Raw genomic sequence first — 21,246 nt, 5'->3', positions numbered from 1 at the left:
CCATGGAATCCAAGGTCCGGCTCCTCAACCGGGAACGGGCTTAGCTTGAGGGCTGATCCCCTTCATCCCTTTCATCCGATTTCATCCCCGTTCCCGCAGGGCCAGAACAGGGATGGGTCGGCGCATGCGGATCGACTGCGCGCCGCCCCACCTCATCGCTGGCCCTGCGGGAACGGGGATGAAATCGGATGAAAGGGATGCAGGGGATGAAAAATGGCGGTTCGAATTCGACGGGTCATTCCCGGCGAGGTGGGTCCGAAAGGTGGGCTAGACCGGGCTCAGCACGTCCCGCAGATCCGCCATGAGGCGCTCCAGGAGGTCCTGGGTGAGGGTGAGCGCCACTTCCTGCTTCACCTCGTCCCGGCGGTAGAAGGCGATGCGCTTGACCACCACCCGGTCCCGGCCGATGGAGATCTCGTTGAAACGGATCTGGGAGTCGTCCTTGTACGGGGGGAGGCTGCGCAGCTGGATGTACATGCCGCGGCGGTCGTGGTCCACGATTTCCAGGTGCTCGTCCAGGTAGTTCAGCTGGCGGCTGAGCACCTCGGCCCGGGACTTGAGCTTGGCGAAGGTCTGCTTCTTGGCGGCCGGGCGCTCCAGGGTGATGTGGCCCAGCTCCACGCCGTTCAGCGTGTGGCGCAGGGCCCCTCTCACCTCCCCTTCGCCTTCCGCGTCCCCGTGGCTGAAGGGCTCGAAGCCCCCGAAGTCGCCGGGAAGGACCGTGTCGTCGTAGCGCTTGGCTTTCCGCGAAAGTTTCATGGGTGGGAACCTGGCGAGCGCGACGCACTGCCGTCCCCTGGGGCGGGTGGCCGGATTCGGCCTAACGGTGTGCGGAACGGGGTTTTACCTGCCGAGAGGATACGGCAATTCCGCCCCCGTTACATTGAATTAATCTACCTTCGGCCACCGGGATTTGTAGATCATCCGATCCATGGAACGGGAAAAGGGCGTCCAGGAACCCTCGCCCGCATCCTCCCGCATGCCCCGGAACATGGCCTCCAGCTTGCCGTCCAGATCATCCAGGTAATGCACCAGGAGGGCCTCCGGGGTCTTGGGCAGCACGGGGGAGCCGTACTCCAGCCGGCCGTGGTGGCTCAGGACGATGTGCAGCAGGTGCAGCCGCAGCTCTTCGGGAAAGCCGGGGATCCCCGAGGCGGCCCGGCTGATCCACTCGGCCTCCATGGAGATGTGGCCCAGGAGGTTGCCCGCGTCCGAGTACCCGAAACTCCGCTGGTAGGTGAGCTCGGCGGTCTTGCCCAGGTCGTGGAGCAGGACGCCGGCCAGCACCAGATCCCGGTTCAGGTCCGGATAGTGGGCGCAGGCCCGGTCGGCCATGCCCGCCACGGACAGGGTGTGCTCGATGAGGCCGCCCAGGCACACGTGGTGCATGCTCTTGGCGGCGGGGGCCCGGCGGAAGGCTTCCCGGCGGCTGGCGTCCTCCACGAAGAGGGCCTCCAGCAGCCGGCGGATCCAGGGGTCCTTCACGCCGGCGATGAGGCCATCCAGTTCCTGGGCCATCTCCTCGGCGTCCCGCCGGCTCACCGGGAAGAACCGCGCCAGGTCCCCCACCTCCTCGTCCCGGGCGAAGCGCAGCTTGTCCAGGCGGATCTGGGTGCGCCCGTTGTAGTTCGAGATCTGGCCCTTCACCTTCAGGAAGGCGTCGGGGGCCACGAGGTCCAGGTCCCCCTCCACCGCCCGCAGGTCCCACAGGAAGCCCTTGAGGTCCCCGGAAGCGTCCCCCAGCTTGAGCTCCAGGTATTCCGAGCCCTTGGCGCTGGTCTTGAAGGCCACTTCCTGGGCCAGGAGGAAGCCGTTGAAGGAATCGCCCTCCTTGAGGGTGCGGAGGGCTGCCTGCTCTGCCATGGTCGGGTCCTAGTGGAACGTCGGGGTCTTGGGCCTGGGCGCCAGGGGATCGGACATCTGGGCGTCGTCCGTGGGCGCCCAGCGCTCCTCCAGGACCTCGATGTAGGTCCACTGGTCGCCCCGGGGCACGTTGCCTTCGGGGACGTTCAGGACCCGGGCGCGGATGAGGCGGTTGTACAGGGGGAATTCCAGTTCCACGCCCGCCTTCACTTCGAAGCTGGCCTTGCGGGGGGTGCCGTCCACCCGCACCATCCCCTCCTCGCAAAGCTCCCGGGCCAGTTCCCGGCGCTTGACGAGGTGGGTCTTCTTCAGGAACAGATCCAGACGCACGTTCACCCCTTGATGATCTCGTCCTTCGCCACCATGTATCGGACGTTGGCGCGGATGCGCAAGCCCGACATGTAGTTTTCGATCGCGTTCTGGGCCTTGGGCTCCTGCAGCTTCTCCAGGATCTTCTCCTTCACCTCCGCGAACGGCTTGGTGGTGTCCAGCTGGGCCTCGATGAGCTGCACCAGGTAGACGTTCTTGTCGGTCTCCAGGGGGGCCGAGACCTCCTCGGGCTTGAGGGCCAGGGAGGCGGATTCGATATTGGCGTGGAGGATCCCCTTGGCCAGCCAGCCCAGGTCGCCGCCGGTGCTGCGGCTGGTGCTGGTGGAGTACTCCTTCACCAGCGCCTCGAAGGGGGTGCCCTTCTTCAGGGCGTCCTGGATCTTCGCGATCACGGCCTGGGTGGCGGCCTGCTCTTCGGCGCTTACGCCCTTGGCGAGCACCAGCTCCCGGATGCGGAAGCGGGGCGGCTGACGGTATTCCTCCTTGTGGTCCAGGTAGTAGGCCCGCAGCTCCTGCTCCTCGATGGCGATCTTGGAGTAGACCTCGCGCCGGAGCACCTCCTGCTTCTGCATGTCCGTGCGGGTCCGGTTCATGTAGGCCTGGAGGCCGATGCCGAGCGAACCCTTGAGGGCCCGCTCGAAATCTGCATCGGTGGCGAAGTTGTTCTGCTTCTTGACGTCTTCGATGTAGTTGCGGATGTCGTCTTCCCGCAGCTTGATGCCCAGATCCTCGGCCTTGTCCTGGATGATGAAGTTGTCCACGAGGCCCTGGAGGGTCTTTTCGCGGGCCGTCTTCAGCTTCTCGTCCAGGACCTTGCCGGAGAACTGCCGGTAGAGGGCGGCGGTCTCCTGCTCAACCGCTTGTTGGAAGGCCCTGCGGGAGATGGTGTGGCCGTTGACCACCACCAGGATCTCCTCCCGCACCTCCGGCGCGCCCATCAGGATGCAGGGGAGGGAGAGAAGCGCGAGCCCGCGGATAGTCATTTGGCTCCCTTCTTCGCCTTGGGCGCGGGCGCCGCCTTGGCCGCGGGGGCCGCGCCTTCATGGAAGCCCACCTCCTTGCGGGCCGCGTCCATGTACTCGTTCATGACCTTTTCCTGATTGTCCGTGGCGGCCATCTGCTTGGCAGACTCCTTGGCGGCCTCGAAGGTCTGGGGAACGGCGGGGGTGATCTTCTCCACCTTGATTAGATGGTAGCCGTGCATGGATTTCACGGGCTCGCCCACTTCGCCGGCCTTCTGGTCGCGCACGGCCTTGTCGAATTCGGGCACGAAGCGCCCGAAGGGCATGTTGTCGTAGAGGCCGCCCCTGTCCTTGCTGCCGGGGTCGTCGGAGTAGGTCTTGGCCAGTTCCTCGAAGGACTTGCCGGCCTTGAGGGCCTCCTGGATCTCCTTGATGCGGGCCTTGGCCTCCTCGTCCGTGCGGGCCTTCTCCGTGCCCTGGGCCCGGGTGCTCACCAGGATGTGGCGGGCGCTGAAGTTCTCCGGGGTCATGAACTTGTCCGGGTGCTTATCGAAGTACGCCTTCACGTCCTCGTCCTTGACCGTGGACTTGGCCTTGAGCCCGTTGCCGTCGCGGTCGAACAGGGACTGGATGAGGACCTGCATCTCCATGAGCTGCATCTTCTTCGCGAAATCGGGGGCCTTGGCGATGCCCTCCTTGCGGGCCTTGGCGGCCAGGATCCGGTAGTCCAGGAAGCGCTTGAGGTACTGCTCCCGGGCGCCGGGCATCATCATGACCTGGGCGCGCTGCTGCTCGGGCAGGGAAACCGCCAGGAAGAGGTCGAAATCCGATTCCCGGATGGCGGTGGTGCCCAGGGTGGCGAGGACCTTGTCCTCCTTGACCGGAGCCGGGGCAGCGGGCGCCTGGGGGGCGGGAGCGGGGGTCTGGGCGGCCAGAACGAGGGAGAAGGTGGTGCAAACGAGGGTGCGGAGCATGGACATCCTTTGGGTGATCAGTTCCGGCGGCCGCCCGAGAGCAGGCGGAGGAGGTTGAGGAAGATGTTCAGGAGGCTGATGAAGAGGGAGAGGGCGAAGCCCGCCGCGTCGCTGTAGTCGCCGCCCTGGAGCATGCGGGAGGTGTCCCACAGGATCTTGGCGGAGCAGGCGATGACGATGACCGCCGAGATGGCCAGGTGGAAGATCTCCATCTGCACGAAGAACCCGATGAGGATGGCCACCATGGCCACCACCAGGCCCACCGTCACGAAGCTGCCCAGGAAGCTGAAGTCCTTCTTGCTGACGTGCGCCACGGCGCTCAGCACGAGGAAGTCCGCCGCCGTCATGCCCAGGGCCGCCAGCACGATGCCGGGCCCCGACTGCTGCATGGCCGCGAACATGGCCATGCCCGCGATGATGCCCGCCACGAAGGTGAAGGCGGCGTAGGCGTAGCGGTTCTGGGGCCGGGTGCGGCTGACCTTCTGGGCCCAGAAGAACGTGCCGAAGTAGACCCCGAGGATGGGCCAGAAGAAGAAGCGGCCCAGGGCCCCCACCAGGTAGGCGAGGACGAAGGGGGAGGCCAGGGCCCCCACCGCGGCCACGGCGAACCCGCCCATCAGCCAGAGATAGACGCTGCGCACGAACGCCGTGCGCTCCTCGGCGCGGGAGGCCCCGAAGATCGTCCTGCCTTCATAGTTGTATTCCATGCTTCAGACCTCTGAAAACCCCACGCGGGGGACCTTTCATCCTATCACCTGGGCCCCCGGTTGCCTTCCGGAAGTCCGGCGGAAGGGGCCAGCCCACAAGTCCAATGAGTGGCGGCGAACGTTGAAAAGTTCCCGGCAACCCAAGGGGAAATCGAATAAAGCCATGGATACTAGCGATTGATGATCATCCGCTGGGGGATGGGGCGTCCGAAGCCCTCCAGCTTGAAGCGCACCTGGACCCGGCGCCGCAGTTCCCGGGCCACGGCCCACTGCTGGCCGGGCAGGCATTTCGTGAGGGTGCGGATGGTGCAGGCGGCTGCGGTAAGGGTTTCTACACCAAGCACTTCCGTGGGTTCCAGCACGTCCTCCCGGGCCCCCATGAGCTCGGTCCCCACCTCCCGGAGCACCGCCATGATCTGGTCCAGGTCCTCGTCGTGGCTCACTTCCACATCCACCAGGGCCTTGGCGAACTGCTTGCTGAGGACGATGACGTCGGTGACGCTGCCGTTGGGCAGGAAGTGGGCCCGGCCCTCCATGTCCCGCAGCATGGTCATGCGGAAGGTCATGCGCTCCACCGTGCCCACGTGCTTGTCGCCCACGGCGATGATGTCGCCCACCCCGTACTGGTTCTCCACCAGCAGGAAGAAGCCCCCGATGACGTCCTTCACCAGGTTCTGGGCGCCGAAGCCGATGGCGGCGCCCACGATGCCCACGCCCGCCACCAGGGGGCCCACGTTGACGTTGAACTCCTGCAGGGTCTCCAGGATGAAGAAGGAGACCACCAGCACCCGGGCGAAATTCCCGATCACCTCGCCCAGGGTCTTGGCCCGGCGCTGGGATTCCGGGTTGGCCTCGCCCATGCCCGTGGCCATGGAGCGGGCCACGGCCTTGGACACCAGGCGCAGGGCCCAGAGGATGATGAAGCACGTGAGGAGGACCACCACCATGCGCTGCAGCTTCTGCCAGCCGGTCTGGTCCAGCCACTCGGCCGCCTTGTACACCCGTTCGCCCACCACGATCCCCATTCCCACCTCTCTAGGAGCCTGTCTACGTAATAGAAGGCCCCGCGATGATAGCACCGGGCCGGCAAATCAAGGAAAGCGAGGAAAGACGCAGCGGGACTGCGTTTGACGAGCTTGACGCAGAGTCGCCGGGCCCGCTGCCATCACCCGAAGGGCGGTGCCCAGAAGCGCGCTAATCGTGTGCAAGTCCCTTGAAGGATTGACCTAATCCTCCTGCGGGCCTTGCGCTCGATTTTCGCGCTTCTGGGCGCCGTCGCGGGGCCTTCTATTACGTAGACAGGCTCCTAGGGGCTGTCGGCAAACCCGGTGCGCTTCTGTGCAAGGATGAAGGGGCAAGCCAAGGTGGGACATATCCCCTTTGATCCCATATATCTGCGTTAATCCCCGTTTTAGCAGGGCCGACGCAGGGTTGAGTCGCAGTCGGTGTTATTGAACGTCCTTGACCTCGAGTTCCATGCCCCCGGTACCCTCGCCAGGCTTCATTCCCAGCCTTCGAACCTCGATCTTCGCCTTGCCGAAATTGATGAGAAGGCAAGTTGGAAGGCCGGTGGCCCTCAGGTAATTCAGGCCCTGAGCGACATCAACCTCGCTCAGGGCCTGGATGGCCTTGACCTCTACGATGACCCGCCTTTCCACAATGAGGTCGGCCTTGTAGTGCCCAACCCTTTCGCCCTCGTAGAACACTTCGACCTTTTGCTGCTGGGCAAAGGCGAGCCTCGCCTTTCGGAATTCGAAGGCCAGGGCGTTCTCGTAGACCTTCTCGACGAATCCGTGGCCCAGGGTGTTCGCAATTCGGTAGCAGAAGCCAATGATTTGCTGTGTGAGCGGGTCCTGGATAGGCATGGCGTGCCTCCAAAACCCCAAAGTGTCGACACACCGCTACTGGGTTCGAACAGGGATGAATTGGATGTTTGGGAAAAAGCAGGATAAAGACTGACTTGTCAAAGCTTGAGCCAGATGACCAGACACGCGATCGCGACCATGGCGGCGTAGTTCCTGGTCGTCTTGTCGTACCTTGTGGCCAGGCTGCGGAAATGCTTCATCTTGGCAAACAGATTCTCCACTGCGTGGCGCGCCCGGTATAGGAAGGCATCATAGTCGATGGGCACCTTCCGGCATAACCTCGAGGGGATGACCACCTCTGCCCCCATCTCCTGGATGGTGCTCCGAGTCCGGTTGTCGTCATACCCTTTGTCGGCGAGCACTGCCACAGCAGTCCGTCCCATCAGGAGCGTGCAGGATTGTGTGCAGTCGTGGGTTTGACCACCGGTCAGGACGAAGTCGATGGGGTTCCCGTGGCTATCGCAGACCAGGTGCACTTTGGTGGACAATCCACCTCGCGATCGGCCGATAGCCTGGTTTTGGAGCCCCCTTTTTCAGCCCCGGAGGCATGTTGGTGGGCACGAATTACTGTGGAATCGATCATCAGCCACTCTGTGTCTGCATCTTGCCGTAACACCTCCAGCGCAGCCTGCCAGAGCCCTACCTTGCTCCAGCGATTGAACCGACTGTAAATGCTCCTCCATGACCCGAACTCCTCAGGAAGATCTCTCCAAGGAGCTCCCGTCCGATGCTTCCACAGAATGGCCTCAAGCCAAGGCCGGTGCGCGTTGTAGGGTCGCCCCGTCTCGCCCTTCTCTGGCGGCAGCAACGGAACCAACTTGTCCCACATCACGTCGGTCAGAAAGCTCCTCGGCATCCAGCCACCTCCTTGTGGAACCTGGATAACGCTTTCGAACCATGAGTACAACCTAGCTATTCATAGCCTTCGGTTTGCCGACAGCCCCTAGTGCTGGATCACCTTCCCATGGATCAGGGAAAAGTGCCGCCAGTTCCCCGGCATGTGGGAACCGATGGAGGCCACGGCCGTGGCGGCCAGGTACCACCCCAGCCGCTGCTGGGGGACCAGGTTGCCCAGGCCCAGGAGGGCCAGCTTGAGGACCACCGCGGCGCCGCTGCCCTGGGTGAGGACCGTGGTGCCCTTGGCCAGGTCCAGGGCGAAGAGCGCCACGCCGCTGAGGACCGTGGCGGCGATGGAGGCCCGGAGCCGTCCGTGGCCCGCCCCCAGGGCCACGCCGCCCAGGACCAGGGCCATGGCCATGATGTGGAGGGTGCGCAGGCCCACCTGGAAGGGGCGGGCCCAGGGGAGGCGGGAACCTTCGCTCAATGGTCCTCCGCCTCGTCCAGGAGGTGCAGGAGCACCTCGGCGCCGGCCTCCAGGGCCATGGGCCCTTCGGGGATCACGGCCAGGGCGTTGGCCCGCATCATGCCCGACAGGATCCCCGAGCCCTGGGGCCCGGCCAGGGCCACCCTCCCGCCGGGACCGGCCACCACCCGCAGGAACTCGGTGCGCCGGGCGTCCCCGCTCCGGGTCCAGCCCTCCTCCAGGACCCCGGCGCGGGCCGGGCGGTGCAGGTTCCGGTACCCCATCATCCGGCGCACCGCGGGCCGCACGTACTCCTCGAACATGAGCATGGCCGCCACCGGGTTGCCGGGGATGCCGAAGATGAGCTTGCCGCCCAGGACCCAGAGCCCCAGGGGGCTCCCGGGCTTCTGAGCCACCTTCCAGAAGACCCGCTCGGCGCCGTTGTCCTCCAGCACCGCCTTGATGTAGTCGAAATCGCCCACGGAGATGCCCCCGTTGGTGAGTACCACGTCGGCTTCCCCCAGGGCCCCCAGGAGCGCCCGGGCCACGGTCTCCCGCCGGTCCTCCACCCGCGGCCGGGGCAGGGGGACGCCCCCCGCGGCCAGGACCTGGGCGCAGAGGGAGTGGATGTTGGCGTCGCGGATCTGCCCGGGGCCGGGGCGGTCCCCGGCGTCCACCAGCTCGTTGCCTGTGGTGATGACGGCCACCCGGGGCCGGGGCCGCACGGGCACCTCCGGGCAGCCGATGGCCGCCAGGACCCCCACCTCCGCCGGGCGCAGCACGGCCCCCGCCGGCACCACCCGGCCCCCCGCGGGGATGTCCTCCCCCTGGAGGCGGATATTGGCGCCCCTGCGGGGCGCTTCAGGCAGGATCACCCAGTCGCCCTCCACCCGCACGTGCTCCAGGGGGAGGATGACATCGGCCCCCGCGGGCACCGGGGCCCCGGTCATGATGCGCAGGGCCTCCCCCGGCCCCAGGGCCGGCACCTCGGCCATTCCCGCCGGCACGGTCCCGGCCACCGGCAGGCGCCCCGGGCCGGCGTCCGCGGCCCGCAGGGCGAAGCCGTCCATGGCGGAATTGGTGAAGGGCGGCACGGGCTCCCGGGCCAGGATATCCTCGGCCGCGGCCAGGCCCAGGGCCTCCATGAGGGGCACCCGCCGGGGCGCCAGGGGCACCGCGCGCTCCAACACCAGCTTCAAGGCCTCCCCGTAACCCAGCATCGCCACCGTCCTCGAGGGGAATAGGGTATCAGGGCGCATGGACGGATTCCCCGGCCGGAGATACCCTGGTTGGCGATGACCGCCCCGGCCAAGAAGATCGTCAGCATCGGCATCCCCATGGGGGACCACTACGCCATGGGCCCCGGCAAGGCGGACCTGCTGGAGGCCATCCAGGAAACGGGCTCCATTTCCGCGGCCGGCCGGAAGCTCGGCATGAGCTACCGGCGCGCCTGGCTCCTGGTGGACGAAATGAACGCCTGCTTCCGGGAAGCGGTGGTGGCCACCCGCCTGGGCGGCGTCAAGGGCGGGGGGGCGGTGGTGACCGATCTGGGCCTGGAGGCCGTGCGCCGGTACCGGGCCCTGCAGACCCTGGCCTGGGATGCGGTGCAACCCTCCGTCCAGGAATTCCAAAGGCTCCTGGGTCATCCGGCCGGAAATCCGGCCGAGTGACTTGCACGTCGCTATATCCACATGCAACCATCGGTAGTACGTCCGTTCCCGGGGTCGGGATTGCCGTGTCCCGCACCTTAGCGCCCCAAACGAGGGGTGCGGCCCGTTGATCCGCCCTGGGACGGCCTGCCAAGGAGGCCGCCATGAAAAACCGGATCCTGACACTCCTGGCCGGGGCACTGCTCTGCCTGGGCCCCGCGGCCTACGCCCAGCGCAGCGTCATCCTGGCCACCACCACCAGCACCCAGGACTCGGGCCTGCTGGATGTGCTGGTGCCCATGTTCCAGAAACAGACCGGGTTCCAGGTCAAGACCATCGCCGTGGGCTCGGGCCAGGCCCTCGCCATGGGCCGCAAGGGCGAGGCGGACGTGCTCCTGGTGCATTCCCCCGATGCCGAGAAGACCTTCATGGCCGAGGGTCCCGGAATCAACCGGCGGCTGGTCATGCACAACGATTTCGTGGTGCTGGGCCCTCCGGCGGATCCCGCGGGCCTGAAGGCCGCCCCCAGCGCCCCGGAGGCCTTCCGCAAGGTGGCCGCCCGCGCCGTGACCTTCGTCTCCCGGGCGGACCAGTCCGGCACCCACGCCCAGGAGAAGAAGCTCTGGAAGGCCGCGGGCATCGACCCCGCCGGCAAGCCCTGGTACCTGGAAACCGGGCAGGGCATGGGCCAGACCCTCAACGTGGCCTCCGAAAAGCGGGGCTACACCCTGTCGGACCGGGGCACGTACCTGGCCCTGAAGAAGCGCCTGGGCCTGGCCATCGTTTCCGAGGGGGACGCCTCCCTGGCCAACATCTACCACGTCATCGAGATCGACCCGGCCAAGTACCCCAAGGTCAACGCGGCCGGCGGCAAGGCCTTCGCGGCCTTCATGGTCTCCGCCCCCGTCCAGGAAGTCATCCGCACCTTCGGCGTGGACAAGTTCGGCTCGCCTCTTTTCTTCCCCGACGCGGGCAAAAAGGACAACTAGGGCTGTTATTGCGGGATCCCTAGACTGGGTGAATCCGCAGCGACCCGGGAAAGGACCCATGACCAACGCCATCTTCAATCTCCCCCAAGCCTTCAACGAGCCCGCCCTCTCGTACGCGCCGGGCACCCCGGAACGGGCCCGCCTCAAGGCGGAGCTGGACCGCCAGTACAGCCAGGTGCTGGACATCCCCCTCATCATCGGCGGGGAGGAGGTGCGCACGGGCACCCTGCGGGAGGCGGTGTGTCCCCACGAGCACGGGCACGTGCTGGCCAGGTACCACGAGGCCGGCGAGGCGGAGATCCGCCTGGCCATCCAGGCGGCCCTGGACGCCAAGGCCGATTGGGAGAGCACGCCCTGGGAGGAGCGGGCGGCCATCTTCAACCGCATGGCCAGCCTCATCTCCACCAAGTACCGCTACATCCTCAACGCCGCCACCATGCTCAACCAGTCGAAGACGGCCCACCAGGCGGAGATCGACTCCACCTGCGAAACGGCCGATTTCTTCCGCTACAACACCACCTTCATGGAGCAGATCTACCGCCAGCAGCCCGAAAGCAACACCCACACCTGGAACCGGGTGCATTACCGGGCCCTGGAGGGCTTCGTCCTGGCCGTGTCCCCCTTCAACTTCACCGCCATCGGCGCCAACCTGGCCACCGCCCCCGCCCTCATGGGCAATACGGTGGTGTGGAAGCCCGCCAGCACCTCCATCCTCTCCAACTACTACCTGATGCAGCTCTACAAGGAGGCCGGGCTGCCCCGGGGCGTCATCAATTTCGTGCCCAGCAAGGGCTCCACCCTCGGCCGCATCGTCCTGGACCACCCCTCCTTCGCGGGGCTGCACTTCACGGGATCCACCGGCGTCTTCAATTCCATGTCCAAGACCGTGGCCGACAACGTGGGGAAGTACCGGATGTACCCCCGGCTGGTGGGGGAGACCGGCGGCAAGGACTACATCTTCGTGCACCACTCCGCCGACATGGTGGAGGTGGCCACGGCCCTGGTCCGGGCCTCCTTCGAGTACCAGGGCCAGAAGTGCTCGGCCTGCTCCCGGGCCTACGTCCCCGCCTCCCACTGGCCCCAGCTCAAGGAGCTGGTCCTGGGCATGATGGCCCGCATCAAGGTGGGCGACGTGCGCGACTTCCGCAACTTCATGGGGGCCGTCATCGACGAGGCCAGCTTCGACGGCACCATGCGCTACATCGAACTGGCCCGGAACTCCCCCTCGGCGGAGATCATCCACGGGGGCCACGGGGACAAGACGAAGGGCTGGTTCATCGAGCCCACCATCATCGTCACCACCGATCCCAAGTTCGTCACCATGCAGGAGGAGATCTTCGCGCCGGTGCTCACCCTCTTCGTCTACGAGGACGCGAAGCTGGACGAGACCGTCCAGCTCCTGGACGGGACCAGCCCCTACGCCCTCACCGGCGCCATCTTCGCCCGGAACCGCTACGTCATCAACCGGCTCACGGAGGCCCTGGCCAACACCGCCGGCAACTTCTACATCAACGACAAGTGCACCGGCGCCATGGTGGGCCACCAGCCCTTCGGCGGCGCCCGGGCCTCGGGCACCAACGACAAGGCCGGCAGCTTCCTGAACCTCATCCGCTGGACCTCGCCCCGCACCATCAAGGAGTGCTTCGCCCCCCACCGGGATTTCGCCTATCCTTTCATGGACGAGGAATGAGGATTGGAGCTGCTGTGGGAGGGCATACGGAAGGCCTTTGACCTTCTGCGCACCCTGGACCCCGAGGTCCTGGGGATAACCCTTTTCACCCTGAAGGTCACGGTCCTGGCCACCCTGGCGAGCCTGGTGCTGGGCCTGGGCGCGGGGCTGGTGCTGGCCCTCACGGAGTTCCCGGGCCGGCGCGCCGTCATCAGCCTGGTGAACACGGGCATGGGGCTGCCGCCCGTGGTGGTGGGGCTGTTCGTCACCATGTTCCTGTGGCGCAACGGACCCCTGGGCGGCTTCGAGCTGCTGTACACCCCCACGGCCATCATCCTGGCCCAGACGGTCATCGCCACCCCCATCATCACGGGCATCAGCGTGGCCGCCCTCCAGCAGCTGCCCCCGGACCTGCGCCTGCAGATCCTCTCCCTGGGGGCCACCCGGTTCCAGATGCTCCGGCTCCTGGTGCGGGAGGCGCGGCTGCCCCTGCTGGCCGCGGTCATGGCCGGCTTCGGCGGGGTCATCTCCGAGGTGGGGGCCTCCCTCATGGTGGGCGGCAACATCAAGGGCAGCACCCGGGTGCTCACCACCGCCACGGTGATGGAGACCGGCAAGGGCAACTTCGACGTGGCCATCGCCCTCAGCCTCATCCTCCTGGCCCTCACCTTCGTGGTGAACGCGGCCCTCACCCACATCCAGCAGCGGGAGCGGCCCCGGTGACCGCGCTCCTGAGGGCCGAGGGCATCCGGGTGCGCCGCGGGGCCGTCACGGTCCTGGACCTGCCTACCCTGGAACTGGAGGCGGGGGGCGTGCTGGCCCTCATCGGCCCCAACGGCTCCGGCAAGAGCACCCTCCTCAAGACCCTCGCCTGCCTCATGGAGTCCGCCGAGGGCTCCCTGGCCTTCCGGGGCGAGACCCTCCGCCCCGAGGCCTACCGGCGCCGGGTGACCATGGTCTTCCAGGCCCCCCTTCTCTTCGACACCACCGTGCGCGCCAACCTGGAATCCGGCCTGAAGCTCCACGGGGTCCCGGGCCCGGAGCGCGCCACCCGCGTGGCCGAAATGGCCGCGCGCTTCGGGGTGGACCACCTCCTGGACCGTTCCGCCCGGAACCTCTCGGGCGGCGAGGCCCAGCGCGCGGCCCTGGCCCGGGCCTTCGTGCTGCGTCCGGAGATCCTCTTCCTGGACGAGCCCTTCTCCGCCCTGGACCCGCCCACCCGGGAGGCCCTCCTGGACGACCTCGCCGCCGTGCTGCGCGAGACCCGCACCACCACGATCATCGCCACCCACGACCAGATGGAGGCGCTGCGCCTGGCGGACCGCATCGCGGTGCTCCGGGAAGGGCGCGTGGTGCAGTGCGGTCCGGCCCTGGACGTCATCAACCGCCCGGTGGACGCCTTCGTGGCGGACTTCGTGGGCATGGAGACGGTGCTGGCGGGCCGGGTGGAGGGCTCCGGCCACGGGGAATTCCGGGTGGGGACCGGCGGCGGCGCGGTGGTGGCCGCGGGGGAGGCCCCGCTGGACGACGAGGTGCGCATCGGCATCCGCCCCGAGAACGTCGTCCTCACCGCCCCCCCCGGGGGCCCCACCAGCGCCCGGAACCGCTTCGACGGCACCGTCACCCGCATCGTCCCCAAGGGGCCCTTCTTCAAGGTGGAGCTGGACTGCGGCTTTTTCCTGGCCGCCTACGTCACGCCGGTGTCCCTGGAGGAACTGGCCCTGGCGGAGGGGAGCCGGGTGGTGGCCACCTTCAAGGCCACGGCGGTGCATCTCCTGCGCAAATAACCGACCGGGGCGGTCGGAAAAGTCGGTGAGCCAAATCACAATTCCGGCCGCTTTCTTGTTCAGTCGCAAGGGGCGAGGTAGCTTGGCTTGGGGCGCACGACGGCAACAGGCCGTCGACTGATGTTTGCCCCAGGGGAGTGGCCCGGGCATGAGACAGCTGCGCATCGACATGACCAAGTGCAATTACGGTCGGGATTGCAACCACGAGTGCGAGGCCGATTGCGCCACCAAGGTGTTCAAGGTGGACGACCCGGCCCTGGCGGCCCTGCACATCCGCGACCACGGCGACGGCACGGGCCACGCGATCCTCTGCGACCAGTGCGGGGACTGCGTGGTGGTGTGCCCCGCCGAGGCCCTCAAGCGCAACAAGCTGGGCGTGGTCATGATCAACAAGAAGCTCTGCGTGGGCTGCTACATGTGCATCGGCTTCTGCGAGAAGGAGGCCTTCGAGCGCAACCCCGACTGGGTCGAGCCCTATAAGTGCACCGCCTGCGGCATCTGCGTGAAGGCCTGCCCCCATGCCGCCCTCGAGATCGTCGAAGTTCCCGAACCCGCCGCCCGCATCATCTGACCGAGGAACGCCCGATGAGCCACCTGGAATCCAGCACCCCCATCGTCCGCTGTGAAGTGGACTTCACCAAGCGCACCGAGTACCACGAGGGCCTGGAGGCCATCCGCGCCGCCCACAAGCTCCTGGCCGAGGCCACCTTCACCCCCAGCCTCCCGGACAAGGGCTACACCAACCGCACCCTGTACGTGAACGTGGGCACCCGGGAGATCATGGAGAAGCCCGTCACCCGGCAGATGAAGGACATCTTCCTGGGCGGGCGGGGCTTCGGCCTCTGGTACCTGTGGAACGCCGTCACCCCCGCAACCCGCTGGAACGACCCCGAGAACGAGATCATCATCGGCCCCGGCCCCGTCTCCGGCACCACCCAGTACGCCGGCAGCGGCAAGTCCCTGGTGGTGACCCTCTCCCCCCAGACCGACATCCCCGTGGATTCCAACGTGGGCGGCTACTTCGGGCCCCTGCTCAAGTTCTCGGGCTTCGACGCCCTGGAGCTCCAGGGCAAGGCCGACCAGGACGTGATCCTCTTCATCGACGGCCGCAAGGGCGTCATCCGCATCGAGGCCGCGCCCATGGAGCCCGTGGACAGCCACGTGCTGGCCGAGGTGCTCACGCGGATGTACGCCGAGAACGACGAGGACCGCGTGAACATCTCCGTGGTGTCCACCGGCGCGGGCGCCGAGCACAGCCTCATCGGCATGCTCAACTTCTCCTGGTGGGACCCCCGCCGGGGCTGCGTGCGCCTCAAGCAGGCCGGGCGCGGCGGCATCGGCACCGTGTTCCGGGACAAGCGCATCCGCGCCCTGGTGTGCCGCGGCCCCGTGGTCAAGGGCGGCCTGAACAACCCCGTGGATCCCGAGACCATCGCGAAGACCGGCATCAAGTTCCACAAGGAGATGCGCACCAACGACGACTCCCAGTGCAAGATGCGGCGCAACGGCACCGCGCACATCGTGGAGATCATGGACGCCTACGACCTGCTGCCCACCCACAACTTCCAGTACGGCTCCCACCCCGACACCCACAAGATCGCCTCCCCCGTGTGGCAGGCGCGCTGCACCCAGGAGACGGTGGACGGGTGCTGGTACGGGTGTTCCATGGCCTGCGCCAAGGGCGCCGACGGCCTCGTCCTGAAGACCGGCCCCTACAAGGGCCACATGGTCACCGTGGACGGCCCCGAGTACGAGAACGCCGCGGGCCTGGGCTCCAACGGCGGCGTCTTCGATCCCGACTACCTGCTTGAGCTGAACTTCTACTGCGACACCTACGGCGTCTGCACCATCACCTGGGGCACGCTCACCGCCTTCGTCATGGAGTGCTACCAGCGCGGCATCCTGAACCTGGAGCGCACCGGCGGGCTGGACCTCACCTGGGGCAACGCCGAGGCCGACCTGGAGATGATGCACCAGATGGCCCGCGGCGAAGGCTTCGGCCTCATCGCCGGCCAGGGCATCCACAAGATGAAGGCCATCTTCGCGGAGAAGGGCTGGGGCGACCCCCAGCTCATGGCCGACATCGGCATGGAGTGCAAGGGCCTGGAGTACAGCCAGTACATGTCCAAGGAATCCCTGGCCCAGCAGGGCGGCTACGCCCTCACCAACAAGGGGCCCCAGCACGACGAGGCCTGGCTGATCTTCATGGACATGGTGAACAAGCAGCTCCCCACGTTCGAGGACAAGGCCGAGGCGCTCTACTACTTCCCCCTGTTCCGCACCTGGTTCGGCCTCAACGGCTTCTGCAAGCTCCCCTGGAACGACGTGGTCCCCTCGGACAACGCCACCACCTCCGAGCCCGCCAAGGTCCCCGAGCACGTGCAGAACTACGTGGACGTCTTCAACGCCACCACCGGCCTCAAGATCGACAAGGACGAGCTGATCCGCCAGAGCGCCAAGGTCTACAACTTCCAGCGCATCTTCAATATCCGCATGGGCAAGGGCCTGCGCTCCTTCGACATCCCCCCCTACCGCTCGGTGGGGCCCGTCACCCGGGAGGAGTACGCCTCGCGCAGCGAGCGCTACGACAAGCAGATGCTGGAGGAGATCGGGGTGGACCCCGCCGGCAAGTCCATGGACGAGAAGATCGCCATCACCCGCGAATACCGCATGAAGCGCTACAACAGCCTGGTGGACGCCGTCTACCTCCGCCGCGGCTGGACCCCCAACGGCGTGCCCACCCTGGCCCGCATCCAGGAACTGGGCCTGGACGTCTTCCCCGAGGTGGTCGAGATCGTCAAGAACCACGGCGGCTGACCATGATCACGGTCAACGGCGACCCTGTGGCCTGGACCCCCGGCATGACCGTCCGGGACGTCCTGGCGGAGCGGAACTTCAAGTTCCCGCTCCTGGTCATCAAGATCGACAGCACCCTCGTCCAGCCCCGGGACTACCCCACCACCCCCGTCCCCGACGGGGCGGTGGTGCAGGTGATCCATCTCATGAGCGGGGGGTAGAAGGTCCCGGTCATCCGGCCCTTCCCGTCGGTACCCGCCGGTGGCCGCAGGTTTGCGGGGCCGGGTTCCCGCATGGGACCCTGACCCACCGGGATTCCGATCCAAGGCGCCGACCCACCGTGGCGCTCGCAGGCAGGCTGCCTGCGAGCGCTTGCCGTATCCAGGCGGCGCTTCGGTGGAGTCAAGGAACGGGGGCCTCCCCCTTCCTTGATCCCTCTATTCCATGGACAACGGCAAGCGCGAGCAGCAGCCATGCTGCTCGCGCTACCGATGGGTAGGAGCAGGACGTCGGGACCCAGGTGGGTCGGGACCCTCCCCTGGAACCTCCCGCACCCAACCTGGGGCCCCCGGCGGGGATAGCTTTGAGGGGCTCGATCCCCAAAAAAAACGGCCACCCGAGGGCGGCCGTTTTCGCGGGCTGGTGCGTCCTACATCTGGTCCTTGAGGCCCTTGGCGGCCTTGAAGACGACCTTGCGGCCGGCGGGGATCTGGATCTTCTCGCCGGTCTTGGGGTTGCGGCCCATCTTCTCGCGGGTGGCGCGCACTTCGAAGGTGCCGAGGCCGAAGACGTTCACGCGCTTGCCGCCGAGGAGCGACTGCACGATTTCGTCCCGGAGGCCGTCCAGCATGGCCTTGGCGCGGGCCTTGGTGAGGTCATGGGCCTCGGCGAGGGAGGCGGAAAGCTCAGGAATGCCGATGGTTTCGGGCTTGGAGGTGGTCTTGGTCATGCTGTTCCTCTCTGGAGGCGGTATTGAGGATCTGAAGCCGGGCCATCCGGTCCGGCTCCGTGGAACGGGAAGGACTACTCGGCCGCGAGGGCCGTGACTTCAAGGGCGATCTTGGCGTGGACGCCGGCATAGATGCGGACGTCGGCTTCGTAGGCGCCCACGGTCTTCACGTGGGGCACGATGATGCTCTGCTTCTCGATCTCGAAGCCCTTGGCCTTGAGCAGCTCGGCCACGTCGCCATTGGTGACGGAACCGAACAGGTGGCCGTTTTCGCCCACCTTCTTGGCCACGGAAAGGGCCAGGGCGGAAAGCTTCTCGGCCAGGGACTGGGCATCGGCCAGTTCCTTGGCGCGCAGCTTGATGTTGCGCTCCTTCTCGAGCTCGATCTGGCGCTTGTTGCCGGCGGTCACGGGCAGGGCCTTCCTGCGGGGAAGCAGGAAGTTACGGGCATAGCCGTCCTTGACGTTCACCACGTCGCCGCGCACGCCCAGATTGGGCACGTTCTCGATGAGCAGAATCTCCATTGGGTGGGTCTCCAGTGCATGGCCAGCGCTAAGGCGTTGTCCCCTCATAGGTTAGGCTGGGAAGCATTTCCCTGCCAGGGTTCTCCAAAGGTCTGGAGCCCGTTCCCTCGGTGGGTTGAGGCCACTTTTTCTGTCATATTACTTTAACGCGACACCCATCCCAACGGAACCCCATGGATTCTGCAACTGACAGGAGATCGAAGCTGCGCATCGTCGTGGGGCCGGATGTCACCATCCAGTTCCGGGTCAAGCAGTTCGCCTACAACAACATCCGCATCACCAACCTGAGCGCGGGAGGCTGCTTCGCCACCCTGCCCAGGGCGGAGAACCACCTTTTCCGGCAGGGGACCCTCCTGGAGCACTTCGGCTTCGAGAACCCGGACCTGACCGGGGAGCCGTTCATGGCCAAGGTCGCCTACGTGCTGGGCGGATCAGGGGGCGGCCGGGGGGCACTGGAGCTCATCGGCCTGGGCATCCACTTTCTCGCCATGACCCCGTCCATGGAAGAATCCCTGCTGCATTTCGTGGAATCCAGGACCTGAGGCCTACCCGACCAGGCGTACGGGTCCCGGACGTGCGCCCTCAACGCATAGGCCCCACCGGAGGGCCCCTAGCCCGTCCGGGACACGGACCCTGCCGTATCCCCCCCCAGACCCTGGGTGACCCGGGGCGGGATTGACGACCAACGGGTCTTGACATATGTGACCCAAAAGGTATCATTAGGCATCAATCCCAATCCAGGACCCGGCTTTCGACGGCCCACCAGGCCAGCCCCGGTCCGTCCGAACCTCGCCTTCCTTCGTCCACCGCCTCCCGGCTCCGTGCCGGCCGTGCGGCCTTGTACCCGCTCCCGGGCGATCCCGGGGGCTCTTCCGGAGGTCGTTCATGATCAAGCTTGCTTCCCTCACGGTTTTCGCCGTCGCCCTGGGCGCTACGGGCCTCCAGGCGGCCGACAGCCCCTGGCTGGTGCGGGTCCGCGCCGTGAGCATCCAGCCCGCCAACAAATCCGACGCCATTCCCGCCCTGGCGGTGCCCGCGGACGCGATCCACGTGAGCAACAAGACGATCCCCGAAGTGGATTTCAGCTACTTCTTCACCCCCCAGTTCTCGGCCGAACTGATCCTCACCGTCCCCCAGCAGCACGACGTCACCCTCTCCGGCACGAAGATCGGCACCTTCAAGCACCTCCCCCCCGTCCTCTCCGCCCAGTACCACTTCCTGCCCGACGCCACCTTCAACCCCTACCTGGGCGCCGGCCTCAACCTCACCCTCATCTCCGACGTGGATATCAAGGTCCCCGGCGTGGGCGCCCTGGACCTCTCCAAGAGCAGCGTGGGCCTCTCCGCCCAGGCCGGCGTGGACATCAAGGTCGCCGACCGCCTCTACCTCAACCTGGACGTGAAGTACGTGAAGCTCGGCGCCGACGTGAAACTGGCCGCCACCGGCACGAAGGTATCGGCCGTCCAACTCGATCCGATGCTCTTCGGCGTCGGCCTCGGATACCGCTTCTAGATCATCCCCACCCAGGGTCCCGTTTCCGGCCGGAGGTGCAGCTCGGGCAGCTCGTTCTCCTTGAACATGAAGTGGCTGCTGTTCCAGCTGCCGCAGGCCTCGCACCGGTCCACGTAATCGGGCGTCTTCTGCCCGCAGACGCTGCACTCGAAGCGCTGGCGGAGGATGCCCAGGTTGCGCAGGAGCTGGCGGTACTCGTTGAGGGCCTGCTCCATGCGTCCGCGCCGGGAATGGATCTTGGCCATGAAGAAGAACAGGATGGGGGAGTAGACGACCTGGGCCCGCACCTCCTGGAAGAGCACCAGGGCCTCGTCCAGGATCTCCAGGCGGTAGAGCATCTTGCCCAGGAAGAACTTGGCGGTGGTGGCGAATTCGCTGGTGGCGGCGATGCGCCGGAGCACGGCGAGGCCTTCCTCGGGCTTGCCGCTCTGGATGAAGTAGTCCTCCACCTCCTGCAGCAGGGCGCCCTCCCCGGTGGTGCGGAAGCCCTCCTGCCAGATCTCCAGGCCCTGCACCTCCTGGTCCTGGAGGATCATGCAGCGGCCCAGCGAGAGGTAGGCGGGGACGAAGGTGGTGTCCTCCTTGAGGATCTGCTGGAAGATCTGGGCGGCCTCCTTGTAGAGGTCGGCCTCCACCTTGGTGAGGCCCACCTGGTACTGCAGGGCCGTGCCCTGGGCCCGTTCGGGGCTGTTCACTTCCTTGGCGAAGCGGGACATGAGGCGCTTGTGCACATCCAGGGCCTCCTCCCAGCGCCCGGCGTCCATGTGCAGGGTGCGCAGCTTGCGCAGGGCCCGCAGCGCCACCTTGGGGTTGTCCCCCGCCACCCGCTTCAGCAGGACGGCGGCGGCCTCGGGGTTGCGGGCGGCGATGAGGGCGTCGGCCAGCAGGTACTGGAACTCGATGGCCTCGGGGTGGGCCTGGGCGCAGCCCTCCAGGTGCTTGACGGCGGCATCGTAGTCGCCCAGCTTCACCAGGGCCTCGGCCATGAGCAGGCTCGCGGCCACGTGGTCCCCCCGCTCCCGCAGGACGCTCTCCAGCACCTGGCGGGCATGGCCGGGAAGGCCGTGGGAGAGGAGGTCCCGGGCCTCCGTCAGCAGGCTGGAAAGGCGCTTCCCGGCCCGGGTCGCGGCGGAGGCGTTGATGCCCTTGACGAAGCGGGTGAATTCCATGATGCCGGTGTAGAGCAGGTTCAGCACGAAGCCCAGGAGGAAGGCGCCCACCAGGAGGGAGGACACCCGCACGCTCACGTCCGTCCACAGCTTGATGTTCTGGCCCAGCACCGCCGTGTTCCCCATGTACACGTAGCCCACCGACATGAGCACGAAGGCGATGAGCACGATGAAGAGCACGTTGATCAGACGCATGAG

At 66.7% G+C, this 21,246-nt stretch carries 24 protein-coding genes; 10 read left to right on the top strand and 14 right to left on the bottom strand.

Annotated features, from left to right (window positions below):
• Positions 1-267: 267 nt before the first annotated feature.
• The 11 genes from R2J76_RS00655 to R2J76_RS00605 form a co-directional block, all read right to left on the bottom strand.
• Complete coding sequence (locus R2J76_RS00655; RefSeq protein WP_316413849.1) at positions 268-759, bottom strand: hypothetical protein; 492 nt, start codon at positions 757-759, stop codon at positions 268-270.
• 129 nt (positions 760-888) lie between these two features.
• Positions 889-1,863 (bottom strand): 3'-5' exoribonuclease YhaM family protein, encoded by a 975-nt coding sequence (locus R2J76_RS00650; RefSeq protein ID WP_316413848.1) that lies wholly within the window; start codon positions 1,861-1,863, stop codon positions 889-891.
• A gap of 9 nt (positions 1,864-1,872) precedes the next feature.
• Entirely contained in the window at positions 1,873-2,193 is a 321-nt protein-coding gene (locus R2J76_RS00645; RefSeq protein WP_316413847.1) for a S4 domain-containing protein, read from the bottom strand.
• 2 nt (positions 2,194-2,195) lie between these two features.
• Positions 2,196-3,176, bottom strand: a complete 981-nt coding sequence (locus tag R2J76_RS00640) for a peptidylprolyl isomerase (protein WP_316413846.1) — start codon at positions 3,174-3,176, stop codon at positions 2,196-2,198.
• Positions 3,173-4,129 (bottom strand): peptidylprolyl isomerase, encoded by a 957-nt coding sequence (locus tag R2J76_RS00635; RefSeq protein WP_316413845.1) that lies wholly within the window; start codon positions 4,127-4,129, stop codon positions 3,173-3,175. Before R2J76_RS00635 ends, R2J76_RS00640 begins: the two co-directional genes overlap by 4 nt.
• A gap of 17 nt (positions 4,130-4,146) precedes the next feature.
• Positions 4,147-4,836: a Bax inhibitor-1/YccA family protein gene (locus R2J76_RS00630; protein WP_316413844.1), complete on the bottom strand. Its 690-nt coding sequence runs from the start codon at positions 4,834-4,836 to the stop codon at positions 4,147-4,149.
• Positions 4,837-5,006: 170 nt separating this feature from the next.
• On the bottom strand, positions 5,007-5,861 hold the full coding sequence (locus R2J76_RS00625) for a mechanosensitive ion channel family protein (protein ID WP_316413843.1): 855 nt from the start codon (positions 5,859-5,861) through the stop codon (positions 5,007-5,009).
• 423 nt (positions 5,862-6,284) lie between these two features.
• Complete coding sequence (locus tag R2J76_RS00620) at positions 6,285-6,701, bottom strand: GxxExxY protein (protein ID WP_316413842.1); 417 nt, start codon at positions 6,699-6,701, stop codon at positions 6,285-6,287.
• 98 nt (positions 6,702-6,799) lie between these two features.
• Positions 6,800-7,557 (bottom strand): IS5 family transposase gene (locus R2J76_RS00615; protein ID WP_394366776.1). Its coding sequence is split into 2 segments (ribosomal slippage): positions 6,800-7,216 and positions 7,219-7,557, totalling 756 coding nucleotides; the frame shifts between segments, so codons are not numbered across the junction.
• 87 nt (positions 7,558-7,644) lie between these two features.
• Positions 7,645-8,025 (bottom strand): hypothetical protein, encoded by a 381-nt coding sequence (locus tag R2J76_RS00610; protein WP_316413841.1) that lies wholly within the window; start codon positions 8,023-8,025, stop codon positions 7,645-7,647.
• Positions 8,022-9,203: a molybdopterin molybdotransferase MoeA gene (locus R2J76_RS00605; RefSeq protein ID WP_316413840.1), complete on the bottom strand. Its 1,182-nt coding sequence runs from the start codon at positions 9,201-9,203 to the stop codon at positions 8,022-8,024. Before R2J76_RS00605 ends, R2J76_RS00610 begins: the two co-directional genes overlap by 4 nt.
• Positions 9,204-9,299: 96 nt before the next feature.
• Here R2J76_RS00605 and R2J76_RS00600 point away from each other — a divergent pair, with 96 nt between their 5' ends.
• From R2J76_RS00600 to thiS, 8 genes are all read left to right on the top strand, one after another.
• Positions 9,300-9,674, top strand: coding sequence for a winged helix-turn-helix domain-containing protein (locus R2J76_RS00600; protein WP_316413839.1), 375 nt, complete (start codon positions 9,300-9,302; stop codon positions 9,672-9,674).
• A gap of 143 nt (positions 9,675-9,817) precedes the next feature.
• Positions 9,818-10,642 (top strand): substrate-binding domain-containing protein, encoded by an 825-nt coding sequence (locus tag R2J76_RS00595; RefSeq protein WP_316413838.1) that lies wholly within the window; start codon positions 9,818-9,820, stop codon positions 10,640-10,642.
• Positions 10,643-10,700: 58 nt separating this feature from the next.
• Positions 10,701-12,332, top strand: a complete 1,632-nt coding sequence (gene pruA, locus R2J76_RS00590; protein ID WP_316413837.1) for an L-glutamate gamma-semialdehyde dehydrogenase — start codon at positions 10,701-10,703, stop codon at positions 12,330-12,332.
• A 3-nt stretch (positions 12,333-12,335) separates the two neighbouring features.
• Positions 12,336-13,034 carry an ABC transporter permease gene (locus R2J76_RS00585; protein WP_316413836.1) on the top strand — a complete coding sequence of 233 codons (699 nt, stop codon included), beginning with the start codon at positions 12,336-12,338 and terminating at the stop codon, positions 13,032-13,034.
• Positions 13,031-14,098, top strand: coding sequence for an ABC transporter ATP-binding protein (locus R2J76_RS00580; protein WP_316413835.1), 1,068 nt, complete (start codon positions 13,031-13,033; stop codon positions 14,096-14,098). Before R2J76_RS00585 ends, R2J76_RS00580 begins: the two co-directional genes overlap by 4 nt.
• Positions 14,099-14,246: 148 nt before the next feature.
• Complete coding sequence (locus R2J76_RS00575) at positions 14,247-14,669, top strand: 4Fe-4S binding protein (protein ID WP_316413834.1); 423 nt, start codon at positions 14,247-14,249, stop codon at positions 14,667-14,669.
• 14 nt (positions 14,670-14,683) lie between these two features.
• Positions 14,684-16,915, top strand: a complete 2,232-nt coding sequence (locus R2J76_RS00570) for an aldehyde ferredoxin oxidoreductase family protein (RefSeq protein WP_316413833.1) — start codon at positions 14,684-14,686, stop codon at positions 16,913-16,915.
• A 2-nt stretch (positions 16,916-16,917) separates the two neighbouring features.
• Positions 16,918-17,115, top strand: a complete 198-nt coding sequence (thiS, locus tag R2J76_RS00565; protein ID WP_316413832.1) for a sulfur carrier protein ThiS — start codon at positions 16,918-16,920, stop codon at positions 17,113-17,115.
• Positions 17,116-17,543: 428 nt separating this feature from the next.
• Here thiS and R2J76_RS00560 read toward each other — a convergent pair whose 3' ends face one another.
• Positions 17,544-17,843: an HU family DNA-binding protein gene (locus tag R2J76_RS00560; RefSeq protein WP_306598167.1), complete on the bottom strand. Its 300-nt coding sequence runs from the start codon at positions 17,841-17,843 to the stop codon at positions 17,544-17,546.
• A gap of 74 nt (positions 17,844-17,917) precedes the next feature.
• On the bottom strand, positions 17,918-18,367 hold the full coding sequence (rplI, locus tag R2J76_RS00555) for a 50S ribosomal protein L9 (protein WP_316413831.1): 450 nt from the start codon (positions 18,365-18,367) through the stop codon (positions 17,918-17,920).
• Positions 18,368-18,540: 173 nt separating this feature from the next.
• On the opposite strand from rplI, the gene R2J76_RS00550 reads away from it, so the two are divergent.
• Together R2J76_RS00550 and R2J76_RS00545 are read left to right on the top strand one after the other, a co-directional pair.
• A complete protein-coding gene (locus R2J76_RS00550) occupies positions 18,541-18,909 on the top strand; it encodes a PilZ domain-containing protein (protein ID WP_316413830.1) in 369 nt (122 codons plus the stop codon).
• Positions 18,910-19,252: 343 nt separating this feature from the next.
• On the top strand, positions 19,253-19,879 hold the full coding sequence (locus tag R2J76_RS00545; RefSeq protein WP_316413829.1) for an OmpW/AlkL family protein: 627 nt from the start codon (positions 19,253-19,255) through the stop codon (positions 19,877-19,879).
• Here the strand turns inward: R2J76_RS00545 and R2J76_RS00540 are convergent.
• A complete protein-coding gene (locus R2J76_RS00540) occupies positions 19,876-21,243 on the bottom strand; it encodes a tetratricopeptide repeat protein (RefSeq protein ID WP_316413828.1) in 1,368 nt (455 codons plus the stop codon). The genes R2J76_RS00545 and R2J76_RS00540 overlap by 4 nt on opposite strands.
• Positions 21,244-21,246 lie beyond the last annotated feature (3 nt).

Source organism: Mesoterricola silvestris (genome assembly GCF_030295405.1).
Lineage (GTDB): Bacteria > Acidobacteriota > Holophagae > Holophagales > Holophagaceae > Mesoterricola > Mesoterricola silvestris.
Note: the sequence above shows the minus strand (reverse complement) of the source record. Positions and strands in the feature narration are given on the sequence as shown.

Bases quoted from the DNA above. Each gene is read 5' to 3' on its own strand.
- R2J76_RS00655 (WP_316413849.1), bottom strand. From the start codon at position 759: ATGAAACTTTCGCGGAAAGCCAAGCGCTACGACGACACGGTCCTTCCC.
- R2J76_RS00650 (WP_316413848.1), bottom strand. From the start codon at position 1,863: ATGGCAGAGCAGGCAGCCCTCCGCACCCTCAAGGAGGGCGATTCCTTC.
- R2J76_RS00640 (WP_316413846.1), bottom strand. From the start codon at position 3,176: ATGACTATCCGCGGGCTCGCGCTTCTCTCCCTCCCCTGCATCCTGATG.
- R2J76_RS00635 (WP_316413845.1), bottom strand. From the start codon at position 4,129: ATGCTCCGCACCCTCGTTTGCACCACCTTCTCCCTCGTTCTGGCCGCC.
- R2J76_RS00630 (WP_316413844.1), bottom strand. From the start codon at position 4,836: ATGGAATACAACTATGAAGGCAGGACGATCTTCGGGGCCTCCCGCGCC.
- R2J76_RS00625 (WP_316413843.1), bottom strand. From the start codon at position 5,861: ATGGGGATCGTGGTGGGCGAACGGGTGTACAAGGCGGCCGAGTGGCTG.
- R2J76_RS00620 (WP_316413842.1), bottom strand. From the start codon at position 6,701: ATGCCTATCCAGGACCCGCTCACACAGCAAATCATTGGCTTCTGCTAC.
- R2J76_RS00600 (WP_316413839.1), top strand. From the start codon at position 9,300: ATGACCGCCCCGGCCAAGAAGATCGTCAGCATCGGCATCCCCATGGGG.
- R2J76_RS00595 (WP_316413838.1), top strand. From the start codon at position 9,818: ATGAAAAACCGGATCCTGACACTCCTGGCCGGGGCACTGCTCTGCCTG.
- pruA (WP_316413837.1), top strand. From the start codon at position 10,701: ATGACCAACGCCATCTTCAATCTCCCCCAAGCCTTCAACGAGCCCGCC.
- R2J76_RS00575 (WP_316413834.1), top strand. From the start codon at position 14,247: ATGAGACAGCTGCGCATCGACATGACCAAGTGCAATTACGGTCGGGAT.
- R2J76_RS00570 (WP_316413833.1), top strand. From the start codon at position 14,684: ATGAGCCACCTGGAATCCAGCACCCCCATCGTCCGCTGTGAAGTGGAC.
- thiS (WP_316413832.1), top strand. From the start codon at position 16,918: ATGATCACGGTCAACGGCGACCCTGTGGCCTGGACCCCCGGCATGACC.
- R2J76_RS00560 (WP_306598167.1), bottom strand. From the start codon at position 17,843: ATGACCAAGACCACCTCCAAGCCCGAAACCATCGGCATTCCTGAGCTT.
- rplI (WP_316413831.1), bottom strand. From the start codon at position 18,367: ATGGAGATTCTGCTCATCGAGAACGTGCCCAATCTGGGCGTGCGCGGC.
- R2J76_RS00550 (WP_316413830.1), top strand. From the start codon at position 18,541: ATGGATTCTGCAACTGACAGGAGATCGAAGCTGCGCATCGTCGTGGGG.
- R2J76_RS00545 (WP_316413829.1), top strand. From the start codon at position 19,253: ATGATCAAGCTTGCTTCCCTCACGGTTTTCGCCGTCGCCCTGGGCGCT.
- R2J76_RS00540 (WP_316413828.1), bottom strand. From the start codon at position 21,243: ATGCGTCTGATCAACGTGCTCTTCATCGTGCTCATCGCCTTCGTGCTC.